This is a genomic window from Spiroplasma endosymbiont of Cantharis rufa, from assembly GCF_964019665.1.
GTDB lineage: Bacteria > Bacillota_I > Bacilli_A > Mycoplasmatales > Mycoplasmataceae > Spiroplasma_A.
The window spans coordinates 224,282-246,560 of sequence record NZ_OZ026459.1; the positions used below are offsets into that span (position 1 = coordinate 224,282).

A 22,279-nucleotide genomic window follows, 5' to 3' on the forward strand; every position below is an offset into this window, starting at 1 on the left:
TTTATGAAAAAAGAAAAAGCATTAAAAAAAGAAAAAAATAAAGTCAAAAAAATCAATTTTAAAAATTTTAAAACTGGTTCAATTTTTTTTATGACTATTTTACTGATTTTTAGAATATTAATGATAATTTTTTGATTATTGGCTCCAATTATTGTTGGTTTTACAATTGGTTTTGATGATGGAATAAGAAATTTAGTAAAATTTATTGGAGTATTTATATACCCAGATAGACTAACATCTAATACTACACTTGTAATTAATATAATAGCTCCTGTTTCATGATTAATGACTTTGATAATCATACTTCTTGCAGATGTAAAACCATTTTTTAATAAAAAACAATGAAGGCAAAGAGCTTATTTAGCTTTTAGTTTAATATTTTGACCAATATTGTTTGTGGGCTTTATATATGGAATATACTTTATAATTCCTTTATTTGAAGTAGGAATTAAAACAAATCCAACAGATCCCAATTATGATTTAAAATATCAAGCATGAAAATCTTTAAAGGATAGTTTTTCTCCATTTAGTAGTTGAATGATTGCTCTACAATGTATGTATGGAGTTATAGTAATTTTTGGATTATTTTCAATTTTTGAAGCACATATGATTAGAAAAATGAAATTAGATTATAGTGATTTTTTTATTAGAGATGAGAACTCAAGAAGTTTAGTAACTCAAGTTATAGAGGGAAAAATTGAGTTTGGAGAATTTGAGCCAGATCAAGTTAATAAAGAAGTTAAAAGAGTAAGAAGAGAAACAATTGAAGAAGAAAAAAGAGAAAAATTTGAAAAGTTTCAGAAAATGGAAGAAGAAATATTAAATAAAAAGAAAGAAAAAAAAGAAAGAAAAAATGCAAAAAGAAAGAAAAAGGATAAAACTAAATAAGACTTTAAGTTATAAGGGTCAACAAATAGATTATTGTTTGACTTTAAAAGACCAAAAATTTATTAGATTAAAGTTAGAAGATACTAGTATTAATGTTTCTGCACCATTTCATGCGTATGATTGAGAAATTGAACAATTAATTTATAAAAATATTCAAAAGATTCAAAAAATAATTGAATATCGAGAAAAAAACCAGTTTTATATGATTTCAGAAAACGGCTTTTTCAAGATTAATGATAAAAAATATGTTGCAAGATTTTTGGATAAAGTTGATAAAAAAGAAAAACTTGATTTCAAAATTTATGAAACTAAGGAAGAAACAATAAAAAGAATGTATAAAAAAATAGCAATTAATTATTTTTTCTATTTTGAAACTATTGTTAATAAATATAAGCAAGTAATGAATTTGGACTTTAAAAATCTTTCAGTAAAAGTTATGAAAGGTAAATGGGGTGTTTGTTTCCCTGAAAAATCAAAAATAGTTTTAAATACAAGATTGATTCATTTTCCTATTATTGCATTAGAGTATGTTGTTATTCATGAATTAAGTCATTTGGTTCATAAAAATCACTCAAAAGATTTTTGAAGATATGTTGAAAGATATATGCCAAATTATAAAAACATAAGTGAAATGCTAAAAGTGAATGTATTATAAAGTATAATAACTTTATGGAGAAAACTTATGGGATGAAAACGAGAATTTAAAAAAATGCAAAAAGAGACTAAAAAAGCATCAAATTTTTTTGATAACTCTGAAGATATCTCAAGTTTGATTACTTGAGATAGAACAATGAAACCTGCTAATCATTGAAATATAGATAATTTAGTTATTGATATTTCAAAGTTTAATGACTTAATTCAAGAAATAATAAAAAATCAAAATTTACCTGAAAACATGGACAAGTATTCTTGAAATTTAGGTTCAATATCAATAGTTGAAAAGTTTTATTCTTATCCTATGGCAAGTTATTTCAAAGAAACATATAATAGTGTTTCTAATCGTTTAGGTAGTTATGAAGCCGCATTAATTGTTAATAGTCTTTCTAAATTTAGTTTTTACATTACTAAAAAATTTTGAAAACTATTTAATTATACTTTTGCAAATAAAAATATAAATGATACTCCACTAATAAGGGTTTTTGAAGTAATGCAAAGAACTTCGTTAGAAGCATTGGACGGAATTATTGAGAAGGCTTTTCTATTAATTGATAAAAGAAAATTAGATCCGTATAAGCATCATCTTTTAATTGAAGAAATTATTGATTTAGGTGACGATTTTACTTATCACTGAGCTAGAATGTATGATCAAGTTATTGATTTAACAGTTGAAACATTTATTTTTGAAAGTAAATATGGTAAATCAAAATCAACAAATAATTCAACTATACAAGCAAATTTTTTCTCAGTAGATGATGATGAGCAATTTGATACTTTCTTTGAAAAAACAAAAACTCTTGTATTTAATGACGAAGTAAATGATGCATTTAATTACTTTGGTATTTCAAAAATGGCAAAGCCTGATGAGTTTAAAAAAACTTACAGAAAAATGGCAAAGCAATTCCATCCAGATTTGAATTCAGATGAAAACTCTGCAATGGAAATGAAAAAAATTAATTTATTTAAAGAAATTGTTGAGAAGTATTATGAAAAGTATGAAATTATTTAAGTTTAAAAGTAAGATTTTAAGCCAAAAATTATTCAAAATATAGTAATAGAGAAATCTTTAAATGTAATAAAAATTTGTTTTCATTTTGGAACTTATTAAGATATCAATAACTAATTTATTTAAAAATGACTCACTTGGATTTTCCATTTTATAGTAGGAGATAATTAATGATTATTAAAGAATATGAAGAATATAGTTTTATACAAAGTGATTTAATAAGTAAAGAAATTTTTATTTTATATTCAGTATTTGGTGAAGAAAGTAAATTCTTAAAAGTAATTCAACAAGAATGATTTGAGACAAAAGATATTGAAAAATTTAGAGATTTTATTGAAATAAAATTTGAAGAGATTGAAGTAAAACAAAAAAATCAAGTTGATAGAGATAGTCTAAGTTGTTTATTAAGAATGATCTCAATTTGTGATAATTTTTTTGAGTATGAATATCTATATGATTCGAGCAGGATATTCTTTTTAGAATCAAAAAAGGAAATTATGAATAGTCTAAAAATATATGATTATGCATTTAAAGAACTTATTGATCTCAATTATAAAAGTTTTATTGAAGAAATTGATACTATGAAAATTTCACACAAATACACAATAGTGGCAAATGAAATCAAGAAAATTATACATAGATGTGAAGAGATAAATGATTTCTATTTAGTAATTAAAGAGACATATAAAATAAATGACTTATTAAGTGATTTATTAGATTTACTCGAAGAAGATGAAGATAATAGCCTTCAATTTGGTACAGATGAAGAAGTAATACTTTATAATTTTGCAATTTATCACTCAACAAAAATTTACTTTTCATTATTATTACGAGAGTATATTGTTTCAGAAGAAGAAAGAATTACAAATACAATTATTGAAGAAAATAAACCTTTAATTGAGGAGGAAGAATTAAGAATAGCAGAAACTAAAATGCTATCTGATCAAACTAAAGAGATTTTTTATAAAACATTAAAAAATTAATATTAATTAAATACTAAATATTATCTATCAACAAAATTTTATGAAATAAAATAGGTCATTTTGTTGGTATAATATTTAAATATTTGTTATTATCAATAGGTTATTAAATAGGAGAGAATCATGAATAAAAAAATTATTAATATAGCAGTTATTGCTCACGTTGATGCTGGGAAGTCTACATTAGTAGATGCTTTTTTAAATCAATCTAACGTTTTTAGAGCAAATGAGGAAGTAAAAGAACAAGTAATGGACAGCAATGACCAAGAAAGAGAACGTGGTATTACAATTTATTCAAAAAATTGTGCTATTGAATATAACGATTACAAAATTAATATTGTTGATACTCCTGGGCATGCGGATTTTTCAAGTGAAGTAGAACGTATTATGAAAACTGTAGACACAGTTATTTTGTTAGTTGATTCAGCTGAAGGGCCAATGCCTCAAACTAGATTTGTTTTATCAAAGGCATTAGAGTTGGGGTTAAGACCAATACTGTTAATTAATAAAATTGATAAAAAAGATCAAAGAGCATTAGAAGTAGTTGATGAAGTTCTTGAATTATTTATGGAACTAAATGCAAATGATGAGCAAATCGAATTTCCATCATTATTTGGTACAGCTCGTGATGGTATTGTTCAGTATTCAATGGAAGAGACAAGCGAAAATTTAGTACCTTTGTTTGAAACAATCATTAAGCAAGTTGGAAACTATCCATTAGAATTAGCAAAAGAACCAATTCAATTACAAATATCATCTTTAGCTTATGACTCATTTATTGGGAGATTAGGAGTTGGAAGACTATTTAAAGGTGTAATTAAGGAAGGCCAACAAGTTGCAATTTCTAAAAATGATGGCTCAGTAACTAAAGGAAAAATATCAGGTTTATTTATTTATGAAGGAATGAAAAGAGTTGCTGTTAAAGAAGCACAAGCTGGTGAAATTGTTGTTATTTCAGGTATTGGTGATTTAACAATTGGAGATACAGTTTGTGAAATTGATAAAATTGATGCTTTACCTCCAATTATTATTGAAGAGCCGACAATGAGTATGAATTTTTTAGTTAATACTTCTCCATTCGCTGGAAGAGTTGGAAAATATGTTACAACAAGAAATATTAAAGAGAGATTAGATAAAGAACTAGAAGTAAATGTTGGTTTAAAAGTTGAGGCTTTAACTGACTCATCAGCAGATGGATTTAAAGTTTTAGGTCGAGGAGAACTTCATTTATCTGTTTTAATTGAAACAATGAGAAGAGAAGGTTTTGAACTTGGAATATCAAGACCAGAAGTTGTTGTAAGAATTGATGAAAAGGGTCAAAAATTTGAACCTATGGAAAAAGTAATTATTGACGTACCAACAGAATTTTCTGGAACAGTTATTAATAAATTAAATTTAAGAAAAGGTATGATGGTTGACATGGATTCAGATGGTTTAAGAGATAAAGTAACTTACCATATACCAACAAGAGGTTTAATTGGATTTAAATCAGAGTTTACTAATGATACACGTGGTGAAGGTGTAATGGTAAAATCAAGTATTGGTTATGAAGAGTATAAAGGAAAAATTGAAGGTAGACAAAATGGTACGCTTGTCTCAATGGCAAATGGTATTACACTTCCTTATGCACTAAATAATCTTGAAGAAAGAGGAATATTATTTGTTGGACCTCAAGTTGAAGTTTATGATGGAATGATTGTAGGTTTACATTCAAGAGATAACGACTTAAATGTTAATCCAACAACTGGTAAAAAGTTAACAAATACAAGAGCTTCAGGAAGTGATGACTCAGTTAAATTAACTCCTGCAAGAAAATTCACGTTAGAAGAAGCACTAGAATTTATTGAATGAGATGAACTTGTGGAAGTGACACCAGAAGATATTAGATTAAGAAAAAAATGACTTACAGAGAATGAAAGAAAACAACATAGAAATGATCCACACTAAAAATTCCATTATGGAATTTTTTTTTAAAAAAAGTTCCAGGATTATATTACAAAAAATTATTTAAATATACAAAAATAGGTTTATTATAAAAATGTAAGGAGAATTTAATATGTCAAAAATAACTAGTATTATTGCACGTGAAGTTTTAGACTCACGTGGTTTCCCAACAGTTCAAGTTGATGTTACAACTGAATTTGGAGGATTTGGAACAGCAAAAGTTCCTTCAGGAGCTTCAACTGGTTCAAGAGAAGCATTAGAATTAAGAGATGGAGATAAAAAACGCTTTAATGGTAAAGGTGTTTTAAAAGCTGTTGAAAATGTAAATACTAAAATTGCAAAAGAAATAATTGGAATGGAAGTAACAGAGCAAGTAAAAATTGATACAAAAATGTGTGAATTAGATGGTGATGATTTCAAGAAAAATTTAGGAGCAAATGCTATTTTAGGTGTATCTTTAGCTGTTGCTAAAGCAGCAGCAAGTGAATTGGAAATTCCATTATATAGATATATTGGTGGAACAAATGCAAGAAGATTACCAGTACCAATGTTAAATGTTATTAACGGAGGAGAACATGCAGATTCTGCAATTGATTTCCAAGAGTTTATGATTATGCCAGTTGGAGCACCAACTTTTAGTGAATCATTAAGATGAGCTTCAGAAACTTTCCAAGCTTTAAAAACTTTATTACATGATAAAAAAGATATTACAGCTGTTGGTGATGAAGGTGGATTTGCACCAAACTTTGCTTGAGCATATCCAAAAGAAACTATTGAAGCATTTAAGGCAAAAACTCCAGTTGAAGTTGCTTTAGATTTATTAGTTGAAGCAATTAAAAAAGCTGGTTATAAAACAGGTAAAGATGGTATTATGATCGCAATGGATTGTGCAAACTCAGAATTATACATTAATGGAAAATATCACTTTAAGAAAATTGAAAAATTAACAGGAAAAGAATGAGCATTAACAACTGATGAAATGGTTTCATTTTTAGATAAATTAGTTGATAAATATCCAATTATTTCAATTGAAGATGGTTTAGCTGAATCAGATTGAGATGGATTCCAAAAACAAGTAAAAGTAATGGGTCATAAAATTCAAATTGTTGGAGATGATTTATTTGTTACAAACCCAAAAATTACTGCTGAAGGAATTGAAAAAAAAGCTGCTAATTCAGTATTAATTAAATTAAACCAAATTGGAACTTTAACAGAAACAATTGAAACAATTCAAATGGCTCAAAAAGCAGGTTGAACAGCTGTTACTTCACATCGTTCAGGTGAAACTGAAGATTCAACAATTGCGGATTTAGCTGTTGCTTTAAATACAGGTCAAATTAAAACAGGATCAATGTCAAGATCTGATAGAATTGCAAAATATAATAGATTACTTGAAATTGAATCTGAATTGGGAGAAGCTGCAATTTATGATGGCTTGAAATCATTTTATAATTTAACAAAATAATTTATAAAGGAATCTTAAGGATTCTTTTTTTTGTTGTAGATTTTTATTTATAATTAAATTATGAGTAAAAAATCTATGTTTAAAAATAAATATTTAATATTAACTTTATTTCTAGTAATTTTAATCTTTTTTATTTTAAGTTCCATCTTTGATCTTAGAATATCTAAACTAATAAATGAAAGTTTAAACAAAACATGATTTACATCCATTTTTGATACGTATGGTAGACTTTGTATATTTTTTCCCATTTATTTATTTCTATTTATCTTTTTATTAAAATTTTTAAGTAACTTAAAAATAAATAAAAATGCAAAAATAGTTTATGTCGTTTTACTTAATCTTATTTATTCTGTCTTTCTAACTATTTTTCTTTATTTTAAAAAACAATTTTCTCTTAAAAATAACTCATTTGATATTTCAAGATTTAGCTTTTCCATATTTCTTTTAATAATATTAGTTATTTTTATTATTTTCATAAATATATATTTAAGACACTTATTTGACAGTGAAAATAATTATATTAATATATATTTTCAACAAGCTTTGTCAGGAGCACTTTTTATATCATTATTATTTATCAATGTAGGCATTTTTAAAATTCTTTTTGGAAGAAATAGACCTTATGATGTATTAATAGAGGGAGAAAATTTTCAGTGACTATTGCAAATAAATTTTTCAAAAGTAAGAGGAAGTAGTTTTCCTTCTGGTCATACAGCTGCAGCAGGAGCAATGTTAAGTTTAATTTATTTTTTAGATAATAAAAGAGTTTCAAAGAGAATTTTTATTACTTATATATTTTCTTTAATCTTACTCACAGGTATTTCAAGAGTATTAATGTCCAAGCACTTTTTAACAGATGTACTGTTTTCTATTTTATTGGTAAGTATTTATTATTTTTTATCAAAAGTAATAGTCAAAAAAATTTATGAAAGGAAAAAATAATTATGGCTAAATATATCGGATTAGATCTTGGGAGTAAAACAATTGGTATTGCAACAAGTGAAGGTTATTTCTCAAATCCAAAAGAAACAATTAGATTTCAAGAGTATAATTTTTTAGAGGCAGTTAATAAATTAAGTATTTTTTTAAATAAGGAATGTTTTGAAGAAATAGTGATAGGTTACCCTAAAAATATGAATGGTTCTTCTGGAGAAAGAGTTGAAATGGTCGAACAGTTTATTCAAATTTTTTTAGAAAAAAAAATTGTGAGTGAAGAGCAAATTAAAAGAGTTGATGAAAGATTAACTACAAGACTTGCAAAACAAATAATGATCTCAGCTGATTTTAGTAGAAAAAAACAAAAAGAAAATAAAGATCAATTAGCAGCTAAATTAATTTTAGAAACCTATTTGAACTCAATTAAGTAGTATATAATTACAATATAAATAAGTGGGGGTATCAATGAAAACACATCCTTTAGTCAAAAAAATTTTATTTAATCAAGAAGAGATTGACAAAAGAACTAGTGAATTGGCAACAGAAATTGAAAATTATTATAGACAACAAAATGTAAAGGATAATACAGTTATAATTGTAGGACTATTAAAAGGTTGTGTTCCTTTTATGGCAAATTTTATTAAGCATTTTAATCATGAGTGTCAAACAGAGTATATGGTTGTTTCATCATATATGGGTGGAACAAAAACTAGTGGGGAACCAAAGATTAACTTAGATTTAAATTTATCAATTAAAGATAAGCATGTTTTAATAATTGAAGACATAATTGATTCAGGAATAACACTAAATTATATTAAAAAGTATATTTCTTTTAAAGGAGCTAAGGAAGTCAAAATAGTGACTCTTTTAGATAAAAAAGAAGGTAGAGTTGTTGCAATTAAATCAGATTGAGTCGGTTTTGAAATTGCAAATGAATTTGTAATTGGTTATGGTTTAGATTATGATGAAAGATTGAGAAATCTTCCTTACATTGCAGTTTGTGATGTTGAAAAAATAGAGAATTGAAAATGAAAATAATAGCATTTTCTATTATTTAATTAGATTTTTAAAAAAGTTATATAATCTATATATGGAGGAAGTTATTATGATAAAAAAAATAGGAGTATTAACTTCAGGAGGCGATGCTCCTGGAATGAATGCAGCTGTTACATCAGTTATTAAAACTGCAATTTCAAAAGGAATAGAACCTTATATTATAAGAGATGGTTATAAAGGTCTTGTTAATAATTGAATTGAAAAAGTAGATATTAATTTTACAGCAGATATTATTTCAAAAGGTGGCACAGTAATTGGTTCAGCTAGATTACCTGAATTCAAAGAAGAGTCAGTTAGACAAAAAGCTGTTGCCAATTTAAAAGCTTTAAAAATAGAAGCATTAGTTGTAATTGGTGGAGATGGAAGTTATCAAGGTGCTGAAAAATTAACAAAAATGGGAATTAATTGTGTTGGTCTTCCAGGAACAATTGATAATGATATTGTTTCTTCAGATTATACAATTGGTTTTGACACAGCATTAAATACAGTTATTAATGCTTTAGATCAAGTTAGAGATACTATACAATCTCATAACAGATGTATAATAGTAGAAATAATGGGAAATGGTTGTGGAGACTTAACACTATATGCTGCAACAGGAAGTGGAGCTGAAGTATTTTCTACAAAGGAAAATTGCTTATCAGAGGCAGAAATCATTGAACAAGTTAAAGTACTTCATGATAAAAATAAAAGAAGTGTGATTGTTGCTGTTGCTGAAAAAATTTATAATGTTAATGAATTAGCAAAAAAAATTGAAAAGCAAACAGGTTATGAAACAAGAGCCACAATACTTGGCCATATTCAAAGAGGTGGTAAACCAACAGCTATGGATAGATACTTAGCAGTAAAGGCAGGTATCTTTGCAGTTGAAGAATTAATAGCTGGTAAAGGTGGTTTATATATTGGAATGAGCAACAATAATTTAGTTGCAAGAGATATAGAATCAACATTAAATATGCCAAAAGTAGATAAAAATGAAGAATATAAAAAATTAAGAGAAATTAATAAAGCAGTATAGTTTTAACAAGGAGAGATATAATGAATAAAGAAATAGAATTTTATGAACCAAGTAAAATAGCAAAAAAAATAAAAAGAACTAAAATTGTTACAACAATTGGACCAAGTACACATTCAAAAGATGATATTAGAAAACTTTTTGAAGCTGGTATGAATGTTGTTCGATTGAACTTTTCACATGGAAAACAAGAAGAACAAGCAGAAAAAATTAAATCAGTTATTGAGTTAAGAGATGAGTTAGAAAAACCAATTTCAATAATGTTAGATACAAAAGGACCTGAAATTAGAATTGGAAAAGTTCATGATGGTGCTCAAGAAATAAAAGCTGGAACGGATATTAGAGTTTTTACAACACAAGAGGAATATTTAAATCGTGAATGCAAATCAAATGAAATGACAGTTTCATATGATATGAGTATTGATTTAAAACCTGGAGACAGTGTTTTAGTAGATGATGGAAAATTAACATTGAATGTTATTAATGTAGAACCGGGATTAGTAAATTGTAAAGCTTTTAATAGTCATATTGTTAAAACAAATAAAAGAGTAAATCTGCCTGGTGTTGAATTCTCTTTACCATTTTTAGCTCAAAAAGATATTGATGATATTAAATTTGGAGCTAAGGTAAAAGTTGATTATATTGCAGCGTCATTTGTTAACTCTGCAGATAATGTTAATGAAATTAGAAAAATACTAAAAAAAGAAAAGGCAGAACATATTCAAATTATTTCAAAGATAGAATCAAAAATAGGAATTTTTAATATAGATTCAATAATTGAAGCATCAGATGGAATTATGGTTGCTCGTGGAGATTTAGGTTTAGAAATACCATATTATGAAGTACCATATTGAGAAAAACAAATGATTAGAAAGTGTAGAAAAGCTGGAAAAGTTGTTGTAGTAGCAACTCAAATGTTGGAATCAATGACTGATAATCCACAACCAACAAGAGCTGAAGTGACTGACGTTTATTATGCCACTGAATTAGGAGCTGATGCAACTATGTTAAGTGGTGAATCAGCTGCAGGAATTTACCCATTTATTACTACAGAAACTATGGCAACAATTAATAAAAGAGCAGAATTAGGGTTTTATGGAAAAATTTATTATGATAGAGCTTTAGAAGTTGCTCGTCAATCAACTACTGGTAAAAGAGCAGAAATTGCTGATGAATTAGCAAATATTACAAGAAATGGTAAATATGAATTTGCTCTTGTTCTTTCAAGAACTGGTGAATTATTAAGAACTATTTCAAAATTTAGACCAAATGTTACAATTTTAGGGGTTTGTGATAAAGAGGAATTATGGACTGGTTTTGGAGCAATGCATTCAATCTTTATGAATAAAGTAAAGAGCATTGATCAAGTTATTAACAATAAAGATGTCTTAATAGAGATCGCAAGATCTTGAGGGGCAAAAAAAGGCGAAGAAATTTTAATTGTAAAAAATGAAGATATTAAAGTTTATCAAGTATAAAAAAATACCACTTAAATGTGGTATTTTTTTATAGAATTGTGTATTTAAGCAATTACTCTAATAAAGTGATATAATTTTTTTGTTATTAACAAGGAGAAAAAAATGAATAAATTTAATTTAAATGAAAAAATGAAAAGAACAAAGGTTATTACAACCATTGGGCCAAGTGTTCACTCAAAAGAAGCTATAAAGGAATTGTTTGATAAAGGAATGACAACAATTCGTTTAAATTTCTCACATGCAGATTTTCAAGAACATGGTGAAAGATTTGAATGAGTAAAAACTTTAAGAAAAGAAATTAATAAACCAATCTCAATTTTATTGGATACAAAAGGTCCAGAAATTAGAATTGGTAAAATGAAAGATGGAAAACAAGAAGTTAAAGTTGGAACAGAAGTAATTGTTTACACAAATCCAAAAGATTTTTCTACTAGAGAATGTAGTGCAACTGAAATGCAAATGTCATATGATATGTCACAAGATGTTAAAGTAGGAGATACTGTTTTAGTTGATGATGGAAAATTAACAATGCATGTAACAAAAGTTGAAAAATTTAAAGTTATTTGTAAAGCATTTAATAATCACTTAGTAAAAACTAATAAAAGAGTTAATTTACCAGGTATTGAATTTACATTACCATTTTTAGCAGAAAAAGATTATAACGATATAAATTTTGGTATTGATAATAATATTGATTATATTGCAGCGTCATTTGTTAACTCAGCAGATAATGTTAATGAAATAAGAGAAATCTTAAAAAAGAAAAATGCTGAACATATTCAAATTATTTCAAAAATAGAGTCACAAGTTGGATGTGATAATATTGATTCAATTATTGATGCTTCTGATGGAATTATGGTTGCTCGTGGAGATTTAGGATTAGAAATCCCATATTATGATGTACCATATTGAGAAAAACAAATAATTAGAAAATGTAGAGATAAAGGAAAATTAGTTATTGTAGCAACTCAAATGTTGGAATCAATGACTGATAATCCACAACCAACAAGAGCTGAAGTGACTGACGTTTATTATGCTACTGAATTAGGAGCTGATGCAACTATGTTAAGTGGTGAATCAGCAAATGGGGATTTCCCATTTATTACTGTTGAAACTATGTCAACAATTAATAAGCGTGCTGAAGTAGAATTTTATGAAAAAAATTACTATACAAAACAATTGGAAAAAGCTAGAAAATCAAGCTCAGGTAAAAGAGCAGAAATTGCAAATCAATTAGCTAATACTACAATTAGTGGAAGTTATGAGTATGCAATTGTGGTTTCAAGAACTGGTGAATTATTAAGAACTATTTCAAAATTTAGACCAAATGTTACAATCTTAGGTGTTTGTGACAGTGAAAAATTATGAACTGGTTTTGGATCAATGCACTCAATTTTCATGAATAAAGTTGATAACTTAGATGCCTTTATGAAAGATAATAAAGCAATATCAGAAGTTGCAAAATCATGAGGAGCAAAAAAGGGTGAAAGAATATTATTTGTTAGAAATGAAGATATTAAAGAAATTACAGTAGGATAATCATAAACCTAAACCTCAAAGTTTAGGTTTTTTTATTACTTAAAATAATAAATAGAAAATTTTCTATGTATTTTTTTAAATTTTTATTAAATAAATGTTATTATTTTTTTGAAATTAATAAGGAATAGGAGAAAACATACATCTATAAAAATATAGTTAGTATGTTTTCTTTTTCTTTATAGTTTCAACATAATTAATAGGAGAAAAAAATGAAAAAACTACTTTCAATTTTGGGATCGTCATCAATAGTTATATCTTTAGGTACATATGTAGTATCTTGTAATCCAAATAAGGATACAATAAACATATTATTTGTACCATCTCAAAATAGTACAGAAATCATAAGTACTGTAAAACCATTAGAGGAAAAATTAGCAAATGAGTTATCAAAAATTGCTCAGGCAGATAATAGAACATCTACAAAGAAAGTTAAGATATCAACTTCAACAAATTATGAAGTTGCTGGAAAAACTTTACAAGATGGTAAAGCTCATTTAGCTTTCTTACCTGTAAATACATATACAAAATATAGAGGAACAGATAAAGATGGAGTATTTGATAAACAAGGAATTCTTTTAAATGCTTCAAGAGCAGGAGCAAAACCCGAGACTACTTTTGAAAAATTTAAGGGTGAAGATGACAAATTTAGTTCGACATTAGCAATGGAAAAAATTACTTTAGAAACTTCGTGAGAATTATCTAAACATTATAATAAAATGGTTAAAGATAATCTTAATGAATTAAAAACTCAAGAAAAAGCAAAGAATCTTTTATTAGATCAAGAGAATGAAGCATCATACTATAGATCATATATATATGCTAATAATCAATTTCTAAGTGATAACAATTTTAACATTGATTCATTTGAAGATTCTGCTAGTTATCATGAAGCATTAAAAGAATTAATTTTAAAAGGAACAAATGACAAAAAATTCCAATTTACTTTTGGAGCTAGCAAAACATCAAGTGCAGGAGTTTTATACCCAATGCTTTGATTACAAGATGTTTTAAAAATTGAAGATAATAATTTAAAGGATTTATGACAAAATAAGCATGAACAAGGTAGTTATCCTCAAGCCTCTCAAGAAGTTTCAAATGCAACTTCAAATTATGCAGTTGGTTTTAGTGATATAAGAATGGAAAGTAAATCTTCAAATGATGTAGAAAATGGTTTTAAAAACACAACAATAATTGGAGCAACTGACCCAATTATTAATGATTTAATAGCTTATTCTAAAAAAACTATAAAAGATGAAACTTTTAAGGATGATTTAAGAACTGCATTTAAAAATTTAATTGAAGATAAAGAAAATGCAAGCATATTTGAAATTTACAATCATACAGGTTATGTAGGACCAGCAAGTAAGGAAAATAGTTTTGATTTTGAATTAGCAACAGATAAATCAATTACTCAAACAACAAACGCAACACAAACTCTATTAGATAAGATGAAAAACTGATAGAAAATAATATAATACAAAAAGCTTAAAGCTTTTTTGTATTTTTTTAATATGATAAAATTCATAAATGTAAACAAGGTTTGACCTAATGGTAAACATGTTTTAAGAAATATTAATTTAAAAATAGAGGATGGCGAGTTTGTTGCAGTAATTGGGTTATCAGGGGCTGGTAAAACTACACTTTTAAAAACCATTAATGGTATAAATAAAATATCTTCGGGAGAAATATTAATTAGTTGAAATGATATTGAAGAATATAATTTAAGTAAAATAAAAAATAAAAAATTAAGAGAATTAAGAAGTAAGATTGGTCTTATGTCTCAAGAATATAATAATTTAGAAAAACAAACAGTCTTAACAAATGTATTAAACTCAAGAATTTCAAAAGTAAATTTTTGAAGATCTCTTTTTGGAATATTTTCAAAAAAGGATAAGGAGATAGCATTAAAGTCTTTAGAAAAACTAAATTTATTAGATTATGCATATATTAGAGCTGAAAATTTAAGTGGGGGTCAGCAACAAAGAATTGCACTAGCAAGAACTTTATCTCAAGAACCTCAATTAATTATTGCAGATGAGCCTGTCTCTGCATTAGATCCAATACTTGCTAATCAAGTTATTAAAGATTTTCAAAATGTTAATAAAACTGAAAAAATAACAATAATTTTAAATATACATCATGTTGAATTAGCACAAAAATATGCTTCAAGGATTATTGGATTAAAAGATGGAAAAATAATTTTTGATGGAAAACCTGAACAGTTGACAAAGAAAATATTAAAAGAAGTTTATGGAGAAAATTATTAAAATGAATAGAAAAATTAGTGCGATTACTTCTAGAAATGTTTTTGCAATAAATAATAGCTACACAAAAGCTCCTAAAAAAACATTTTTTATAACTCTATCTATTATAGTTTTTTTATTAATAATATTCGGTTTCAATATGTTAGAAACCAATTGACCTGAATTTTTTTCATCTTTTGGTTTATTTTTTGAGAGAATTGGAGATTTATTTAAATGGGATTGAGAAGATTTTCTTAAACCAGATACTGTAGGAATAGTTTTCTTAAATACTGCTCTAAATTCTATTTTTATGACTATGATAACGGCTTTTGCTGGAACTATAATTGGTGTGCTTATAGCAATTCCTGTTGCAATTTTAGCTGCAGGAAATATTGTAAATAATAAATTTATTAATAATACTGCTAAAAGCTTTATTGCAATTTTTAGAACAATTCCTGCTTTTGTCTATGCTCTTATTTTTGTTGGATATTTTGGACAAACAATTTTAACAGTCACAATTGTTTTATCAATTTTTACATTTTCAATAACTTCAAAAATTTTGTTTGAGAGAATAGAACATATAAATACAAAAATTTTTATATCACAACAAGCAACAGGGGCTAATAAAATGAGATCTTTTAGATCAGCTGTTGTACCACAAATATCAAATCATATTACTTCAGCTACTTTTTATGCACTAGAAACTAATATAAGATATATTTCAGTTATTGGTGGAGTTACAAATTATGGTATTGGTAAATTAATTGATAATTCAAGGGATAACGATGATTGATCTAGAGTTGGATTTTTATTATTTTTAATAGTTGCTGTAGTAATTTTATTGGAAATAATAATATATGTATTAAAAAAATATATCTTGTTGGATAAGGATTATATTTTAGATGAGAAGAAACAAAAAAAATATAAGACTTTAATTAAAAAAATCTCAAGGATGAATAATATAAATTTCTATATAAGATATATTATTCAAAAGGATTTATATTCTAGTTTACAAGTTGCAAAACAAAATAAAAATTATGATTTAGTTAAGCAAATTAAACACGATTTAAAAAATCAAAGAGTTGAATTCTTAAATGAACATCATTCAAAATTAAAAGAAGATATAATTTCATTTGAAGAATTTAAAAAGAAAAATTTAAACTCCAAATCATGATTTATTTGAGATGAAAAAAACTCGATAAATGTTAGAATAGATAGAGTTTATCTAACTAATTTTAATTTTGAAGTTCTTAAATTAAAAGAAGAAATGAGAAATACTTTAGATAATTCAGCTATATTAGAACATGAAATTTATTTAAAGAATTTAACTATAGATGAAGTTATTAAAAAGAATCCAAAAAGATACATTAAAAGATTATGTTTATACTTTATTCTTTTTGCGCTTTTTTGTTATTCATTAACATTTATTGAATTTAGTATTGAAAGTTCACAAACTATTAAAGATACTAACCATAATATATTAGAGATGTTTAAAATAAATTGATTATCATTATTTATTCCTTATGGATATGCACCTCAATCAGTAATTTATTTATTATTTCAAACTTTATCAATTGCTATCGTTGGTACTTTTATAGGAGCAATCATAGCATATATTTTTGGTATACTAAGCTCAGAGAATATAGTAAATTATTATATTGCAAAATTCTTCGTGCTAATAACTTCTATTATAAGATCAATTCCAACTTACATATATGCAATTTTATTTATAGCACTTGTTGGTATGGGTCCATTTACAGCAACACTAGCAATTGCAGCTGGAACCGTTGGTATGCTTACAAAATATAATAGAGAAGTTTTTGATGATATAAATTTAAAAGTCCTATATCAATTAGAGTCTACAGGATTAAATAAATTTCAAAGATTTAAATATGGCGTAATGCCTCAAACTACAAGCAGTGTTATTTCATACATAATTTATAGATTTGATATAAACTTTAAAGAAGTAGCAATCTTAGGTGTTGTGGCATCAGGAAATATGGGTTATTTATTAAATAGTTATTTTGCAGATAAGTTATTTAATGAATTTGGTGCTTTACTTTTTGGTATTATACTATTTACCTTATTAATTGAATATATCTCTACAACCTTAAGAAATAAAATTAATTTAGGAATTAATCCTAAATATATTGAAAAAATAATTCTTGTAATTAAACATAAAAATTTTGCAAAATACAAAGCAAATGAAGTTTTAGGATTATCGAAAGATAGAATGGAATTTATTCAATCAGAAGCTTACTATGCATATATTAATAAGCAAATTCTTCAAGAAGCAAAAACAATTACTAAAATGAAAAAAGTTTCTAAGAAACATGCATGATATTTGAGTTACATAAAAAACTTTAAGTTAAGTGATAATTTAGAGTTAGATTTAGTTGAGGCTAAGAAGATTTATAATACTCATAATTTGGAATATAAAAAATTAATAGAAAAATTTAATAAAAAGAGAATTGACTTTATAAAAGAATTAAAAAATAATAAGATTCAACAAATTAAAGACCTTGATCTAAATTCTAAAAATTTATTAGAAGATAAAACATTAAGGAAAGAAATAAAAAAATCAAAATCTTTTATTAAAAAGTCAACAAAAATTAGAATTGAAAGTTTAGAATATTAGAGGAAATAAAATGTTTAAAAAACTTATTAAACTAATAAATGATAATAAAAAAATAATACTCCTAAGACATATTTATCCAGATTTTGATGCTATAGGTTCACAAATGTCTTTATATCAATTTATTAATGATAACTTTAAAAATAAGGATATCAAACTAGGTGGGGTTTTACAAAATGAATATAAATGTATTGGCAAAACACAAGTATTAAAGCAAAAAGATTTTCAAGACTCATTAGTAATTATTACAGACACTGCAACAAAAGATAGAATCGATATTGAGGATTTAAATTGACTAAAATCCGCTTCAAATATTTTTAAAATTGATCATCATGTTAATGTTGATCAATATGCAACGATGGAAATTGTTGATGATTCTTATCCAGCAACTTGTGAGCTATTAACAGAACTTTATAATAACTCAAAATTGGTTTTTTCAGAGCAAACAGCTTATTATTTATTTCATGGTCTTGTAACAGATACAGATAGATTTATGTATAGAAATGTAACTTCTAGAACATTTGAAATGGCAAGTATTCTTTTAAAAAAAGGTTTTAATATAAGTGATGTTTACACAAATATTTATGGTTTAGCTGAACAAGAAGTTAAACTTAAAGGTTATATTCTAAGTAATTATAAAATGTCAAAACAAAAAATAGCATTTGTTATACTAAGTAAAGAAATAATGCAAGATTTTAAAATGGATAATTTTAATAAGGTATCACTTTGAGTTAATATGCTAGGTGAAATTAAAGAAGCAAATGCTTGAGTGTTTTTTACACAGTATAAGGAATTTATTAGGGTTGAATTTAGATCAGATAAATTCAATGTTAGAGATATTGCAATTAAATTTGGTGGTGGAGGTCATATTAGTGCATCAGGAGCCAAATTAGAAAATATTGATGAATGTATAAAAGTTATAAATTATTTTGATAAAAATCTTAAGGCCTTTAAAATATAGTTATTTAAAATATACTCTTCTATAAGAGTATATTTTTTTATTCTAATATTTGTTATTTTCTTGAAAAGTTTTAATAAAATATAATATAAAGTCAATTTTCTTGTTTGTGCTTAATAAAATTATGTATAATTAAAAATGTTAGTTTATGTATCTTTTATAAAGACAGAGGTGGAAAAAGATGAAAATAACACTGCTAGATGGCAATATTATAAATTATGATGAACCAAAATCTGTTCTTGAAGTTGCTCAAGAAATTTCAATATCACTTGGAAAAAAATGTGTAGGTGCAGTTATTAATGATAAAGAGGTTGTACCAAATACAGCACTTATTGATAGAGATTGCAAATTACAATTAATAACAGAAAGACATGAATTATATGAATCTGTTATAAATTATACTGCTAAGGTAATTGTTGGATTAGCACTTAAAGAAGTTTTTCCTGAGGGTAGTCTTTACCCTGAAGAAGAAGGATATAATAAATTGGAATTTTTTAGTTATTTTGATTGTGATCAAAAATTAACTTTAGAAAATATTAAAAAAGTTGAAGAACTATCAAATAAATATATTTCGTTAGCTCTTGATATTGAGTTCAAAGGAAATACTTTCACTGAAAAAGATTATATTAATATGATGAATAAAATGAATGTTAAAGAAAAATATACAATGGGTATGGTTGATTTAAATAAAAAAAGATATATTAAATTCCCAATTTCTGCTATAAAAGATGTTTTATTTTATTCAAGATTTGCAACTCTTAATAAAACAAGTGACTTATTTAAAATTCAATTAAATGATGTTACTGCTTTTCAAATAAGAGAAGATAAGTTTGTATATAAAATTCATGGTTTAACTGCAATTACTGAGAAGGCTTTTGAAGAAAAGCAAAGAAAAATTGAAGAAATTAAGGAAAATGATCATAAGCATATTGCTAAAATTTTAGAAATTTATCATTTAGATCCCTTAATTGGGCAAGGGTTACCAATTTGATTGCCAAATGGAACCATTTTAAAACAAGAGATTAAAAAGTATTTAATGCAAAAGGAATTTGAATACGATTTCATTCAAATCGAAACTCCTGTTATTGGTACTAGTGAACTTTATAAAACTTCGGGGCACTGAGACCATTATCGTGATGATATGTTTGCTTCAATGGTGCTTCCAAAAGAAGAAATGGTTTTAAAGCCAATGAGTTGTCCACATCATATTGCAGTATATAAATATAAACAAAGAAGTTATAGAGATTTACCATTAAGATTTGCAGAACATGCTTTACAACATAGATATGAATCATCAGGTAGTTTAACAGGACTTGAAAGAGTTAGAGCTATGGAATTAACTGATTCACATATCTTTGTTACACCTGAACAAGTAAAAGAAGAATTTATAAGATGTTTTAATTTAATTACAGAAGTACTATTAACTTTTGATATTAAAGTTGACTATCTTTCTTTATCTCTAAGAGATCCAAAAGATAAAGAAAAATACTTTAATGATGAAAAAATGTGAAATCAGGCTGAAGCCGAATTAGAAAATGTTTTAAATGAATTAAAAATTGATTATAAAAAAATGGTAGGTGAAGCAGCATTTTATGGTCCAAAATTGGATATTCAAGCAAAAACTGCTTTAGGTCATGAAATAACTGTCTCAACAATACAATTAGACTTTTTATTACCACAGAGATTTGATATAAGTTATATCAACAGTGATGGAGAACTTGAAAAACCAATTATGATTCATAGAGGACTTGTAGGTACTTATGAAAGGTTTATTTCAGTTCTTTTAGAACAAACAAAAGGTGTATTACCACTTTGATGTTCACCATTGCAAATTGAAATTATACCAGTTAATTTAGCAAATAAAGAGTATGCTGAAAAAGTAAGAGATCAATTTAAAGAAAAATTAATTAGATCAAAAATTGATTTAAGAGATGAGAGATTAAGTTATAAAATTCGTGACTCACAAGTAAGAAAAATTCCATATCAATTAGTTCTTGGAGAAAAGGAATCAGAAAATGATACAGTTACTTTTAGAAGATATGGTTGCGAGCAACAAACTACAGTTTCATTAAAAGAATTTATTAAGATGGTTGAAACTAAAATTAGAGATAAAGAATAGTATATTAATTAGGAGAAAAACTTTATGAATAAAAATAGAAATATTGAAGAAGAAATAAAACTTCTAAAGGAACAAGACTATGGTATATTAGATGCACAACATTCATTTATGATTGATGGTACACTTGGAGGATTCAAGGCAGCAATTCATAAATTACATTATACTTTTGTTAAGCAAATTCTTTTAGGAATTATGAGTGGTCTTATTATTGGTTTTGGTTATGTGACATGTGTTATTGCAATGGTTTCTTTACAAGGAACTGGTTTTGAAAAAGTAGGAACTCTTCTATTGGGTTTTCTTTTCCCAGGATGTATAATTTTAATTACTTTTCTTGGAGGGGGTTTATTTACAAGTCATGTCTTTAGTAGCATCCCTGTTTTTAAAGGATGTGCAAGTAAAAGGTCTTATTTTAAGGGAATCTTTGGTGTTCTTTTAGGAAACTTTTTAGGAACTTTTATATTTGTAGCTCTTTTTGCAGGTGCAGGGGGTTTACTTAAGAATAATGAAGCATTTTTACTTAAAACTTTTGATATGGTTATTCATAAATTATATTTAGTTGCAGATGATTTATCAAATGGTACTTCAATTAAGGCAGTTAGTATCTTTTCAACAATAGGTATTGGAATCTGTTCTGGAATTTTATGTAATATGATGGTATGTTCAACATTACCATTAACAAGTTCAACAAAAAACTCAGCGACTATAGTATTATTATTAATTTTTCCAATTGCTTTCTTTGCAATAGGTGGGTTCCAACATGGACCAGCAAATTCATTCTTTTTATGAATGTTACTATTTGAAACAATATTTAATCCCCAATTAACTTTAGAAAGTGGATTAACACCTCAATTTTCTCATGTTCTATTATTTATTGCATTAAGTACTATTCCAACATTAATTGGTAACTGAATATCAGGAGCTTTATTATTACCAGGTATTTTATATTATATTAATAAAGAATATGTTTCAATTTTATTCAAAAAAATTAAATTAGAATATTTAGAAGGAAAAACTAATAGTTTTAAAGATAAGGCTGACAAACAAATTAAAAGAATTGATAAAAAAATTAAGGAACAAGAAGCTGAAAATGATTCAAAGGATATCAAGTAAATAATTTTAGAATCAAAAAATATATTTTAAAAATGTCAGAAATGGCATTTTTTTATATTATAATTTAATAGATAAATGCACAGGAGTATTTTATGAGAACAATAATTAAACAAAACAGCAAAGGCAAACGCAAGTAGTTTTAGACTATGTTTTTTGATTAATTTTCAATTAATACTTATCTTTAAATTTTTTTAATAGACAAATAAAATAATAAATAATAACCATTAGCACATAATAAATAGCAATAAAT

At 25.8% G+C, this 22,279-nt stretch carries 18 protein-coding genes; all 18 read left to right on the top strand.

Going from position 1 to position 22,279, the window contains the following annotated elements:
- The first annotated feature begins 3 nt into the window (after positions 1-3).
- The 18 genes from AACL15_RS01020 to AACL15_RS01105 all read left to right on the top strand — a co-directional run bounded on the left by AACL15_RS01020 (position 4) and on the right by AACL15_RS01105 (position 22,029).
- Positions 4-888, top strand: coding sequence for a hypothetical protein (locus AACL15_RS01020; RefSeq protein ID WP_339034470.1), 885 nt, complete (start codon positions 4-6; stop codon positions 886-888).
- Entirely contained in the window at positions 854-1,543 is a 690-nt protein-coding gene (locus AACL15_RS01025; protein WP_339034472.1) for a SprT family zinc-dependent metalloprotease, read from the top strand. The genes AACL15_RS01020 and AACL15_RS01025 overlap by 35 nt, the downstream gene beginning before the upstream one ends.
- A gap of 27 nt (positions 1,544-1,570) precedes the next feature.
- The gene (locus tag AACL15_RS01030) at positions 1,571-2,554 is read left to right on the top strand and encodes a DnaJ domain-containing protein (protein WP_339034474.1); all 984 of its coding nucleotides are present in this window, start codon (positions 1,571-1,573) and stop codon (positions 2,552-2,554) included.
- Positions 2,555-2,721: 167 nt separating this feature from the next.
- The gene (locus tag AACL15_RS01035; protein WP_339034476.1) at positions 2,722-3,534 is read left to right on the top strand and encodes a hypothetical protein; all 813 of its coding nucleotides are present in this window, start codon (positions 2,722-2,724) and stop codon (positions 3,532-3,534) included.
- Between the two features lie 117 nt (positions 3,535-3,651).
- Positions 3,652-5,478 carry a translational GTPase TypA gene (gene typA, locus AACL15_RS01040; protein ID WP_422398404.1) on the top strand — a complete coding sequence of 609 codons (1,827 nt, stop codon included), beginning with the start codon at positions 3,652-3,654 and terminating at the stop codon, positions 5,476-5,478.
- 109 nt (positions 5,479-5,587) lie between these two features.
- The gene (gene eno / locus AACL15_RS01045; protein ID WP_339034480.1) at positions 5,588-6,940 is read left to right on the top strand and encodes a phosphopyruvate hydratase; all 1,353 of its coding nucleotides are present in this window, start codon (positions 5,588-5,590) and stop codon (positions 6,938-6,940) included.
- Between the two features lie 75 nt (positions 6,941-7,015).
- Positions 7,016-7,882, top strand: coding sequence for a phosphatase PAP2 family protein (locus AACL15_RS01050; protein WP_339034482.1), 867 nt, complete (start codon positions 7,016-7,018; stop codon positions 7,880-7,882).
- A 2-nt stretch (positions 7,883-7,884) separates the two neighbouring features.
- The gene (gene ruvX, locus AACL15_RS01055) at positions 7,885-8,307 is read left to right on the top strand and encodes a Holliday junction resolvase RuvX (protein ID WP_339034484.1); all 423 of its coding nucleotides are present in this window, start codon (positions 7,885-7,887) and stop codon (positions 8,305-8,307) included.
- 34 nt (positions 8,308-8,341) lie between these two features.
- The gene (gene hpt / locus AACL15_RS01060; RefSeq protein WP_339034486.1) at positions 8,342-8,914 is read left to right on the top strand and encodes a hypoxanthine phosphoribosyltransferase; all 573 of its coding nucleotides are present in this window, start codon (positions 8,342-8,344) and stop codon (positions 8,912-8,914) included.
- 67 nt (positions 8,915-8,981) lie between these two features.
- Positions 8,982-9,950: a 6-phosphofructokinase gene (pfkA, locus tag AACL15_RS01065; RefSeq protein ID WP_339034488.1), complete on the top strand. Its 969-nt coding sequence runs from the start codon at positions 8,982-8,984 to the stop codon at positions 9,948-9,950.
- 20 nt (positions 9,951-9,970) lie between these two features.
- Positions 9,971-11,425 (top strand): pyruvate kinase, encoded by a 1,455-nt coding sequence (pyk, locus tag AACL15_RS01070; RefSeq protein WP_339034490.1) that lies wholly within the window; start codon positions 9,971-9,973, stop codon positions 11,423-11,425.
- A gap of 102 nt (positions 11,426-11,527) precedes the next feature.
- Positions 11,528-12,964 carry a pyruvate kinase gene (gene pyk, locus AACL15_RS01075; protein ID WP_339029647.1) on the top strand — a complete coding sequence of 479 codons (1,437 nt, stop codon included), beginning with the start codon at positions 11,528-11,530 and terminating at the stop codon, positions 12,962-12,964.
- Positions 12,965-13,173: 209 nt separating this feature from the next.
- On the top strand, positions 13,174-14,427 hold the full coding sequence (locus AACL15_RS01080; protein WP_339034492.1) for a PhnD/SsuA/transferrin family substrate-binding protein: 1,254 nt from the start codon (positions 13,174-13,176) through the stop codon (positions 14,425-14,427).
- A gap of 48 nt (positions 14,428-14,475) precedes the next feature.
- Positions 14,476-15,231 carry a phosphonate ABC transporter ATP-binding protein gene (gene phnC / locus AACL15_RS01085; RefSeq protein WP_339029644.1) on the top strand — a complete coding sequence of 252 codons (756 nt, stop codon included), beginning with the start codon at positions 14,476-14,478 and terminating at the stop codon, positions 15,229-15,231.
- A 1-nt stretch (position 15,232) separates the two neighbouring features.
- A complete protein-coding gene (locus tag AACL15_RS01090) occupies positions 15,233-17,845 on the top strand; it encodes a PhnE/PtxC family ABC transporter permease (RefSeq protein ID WP_339034494.1) in 2,613 nt (870 codons plus the stop codon).
- A 10-nt stretch (positions 17,846-17,855) separates the two neighbouring features.
- Positions 17,856-18,803, top strand: a complete 948-nt coding sequence (locus tag AACL15_RS01095) for a bifunctional oligoribonuclease/PAP phosphatase NrnA (protein WP_339034496.1) — start codon at positions 17,856-17,858, stop codon at positions 18,801-18,803.
- Positions 18,804-18,981: 178 nt separating this feature from the next.
- On the top strand, positions 18,982-20,919 hold the full coding sequence (gene thrS, locus AACL15_RS01100; protein WP_339034498.1) for a threonine--tRNA ligase: 1,938 nt from the start codon (positions 18,982-18,984) through the stop codon (positions 20,917-20,919).
- A 24-nt stretch (positions 20,920-20,943) separates the two neighbouring features.
- Positions 20,944-22,029, top strand: coding sequence for a formate/nitrite transporter family protein (locus AACL15_RS01105; protein ID WP_339034500.1), 1,086 nt, complete (start codon positions 20,944-20,946; stop codon positions 22,027-22,029).
- The last annotated feature ends 250 nt before the right edge of the window (positions 22,030-22,279 follow it).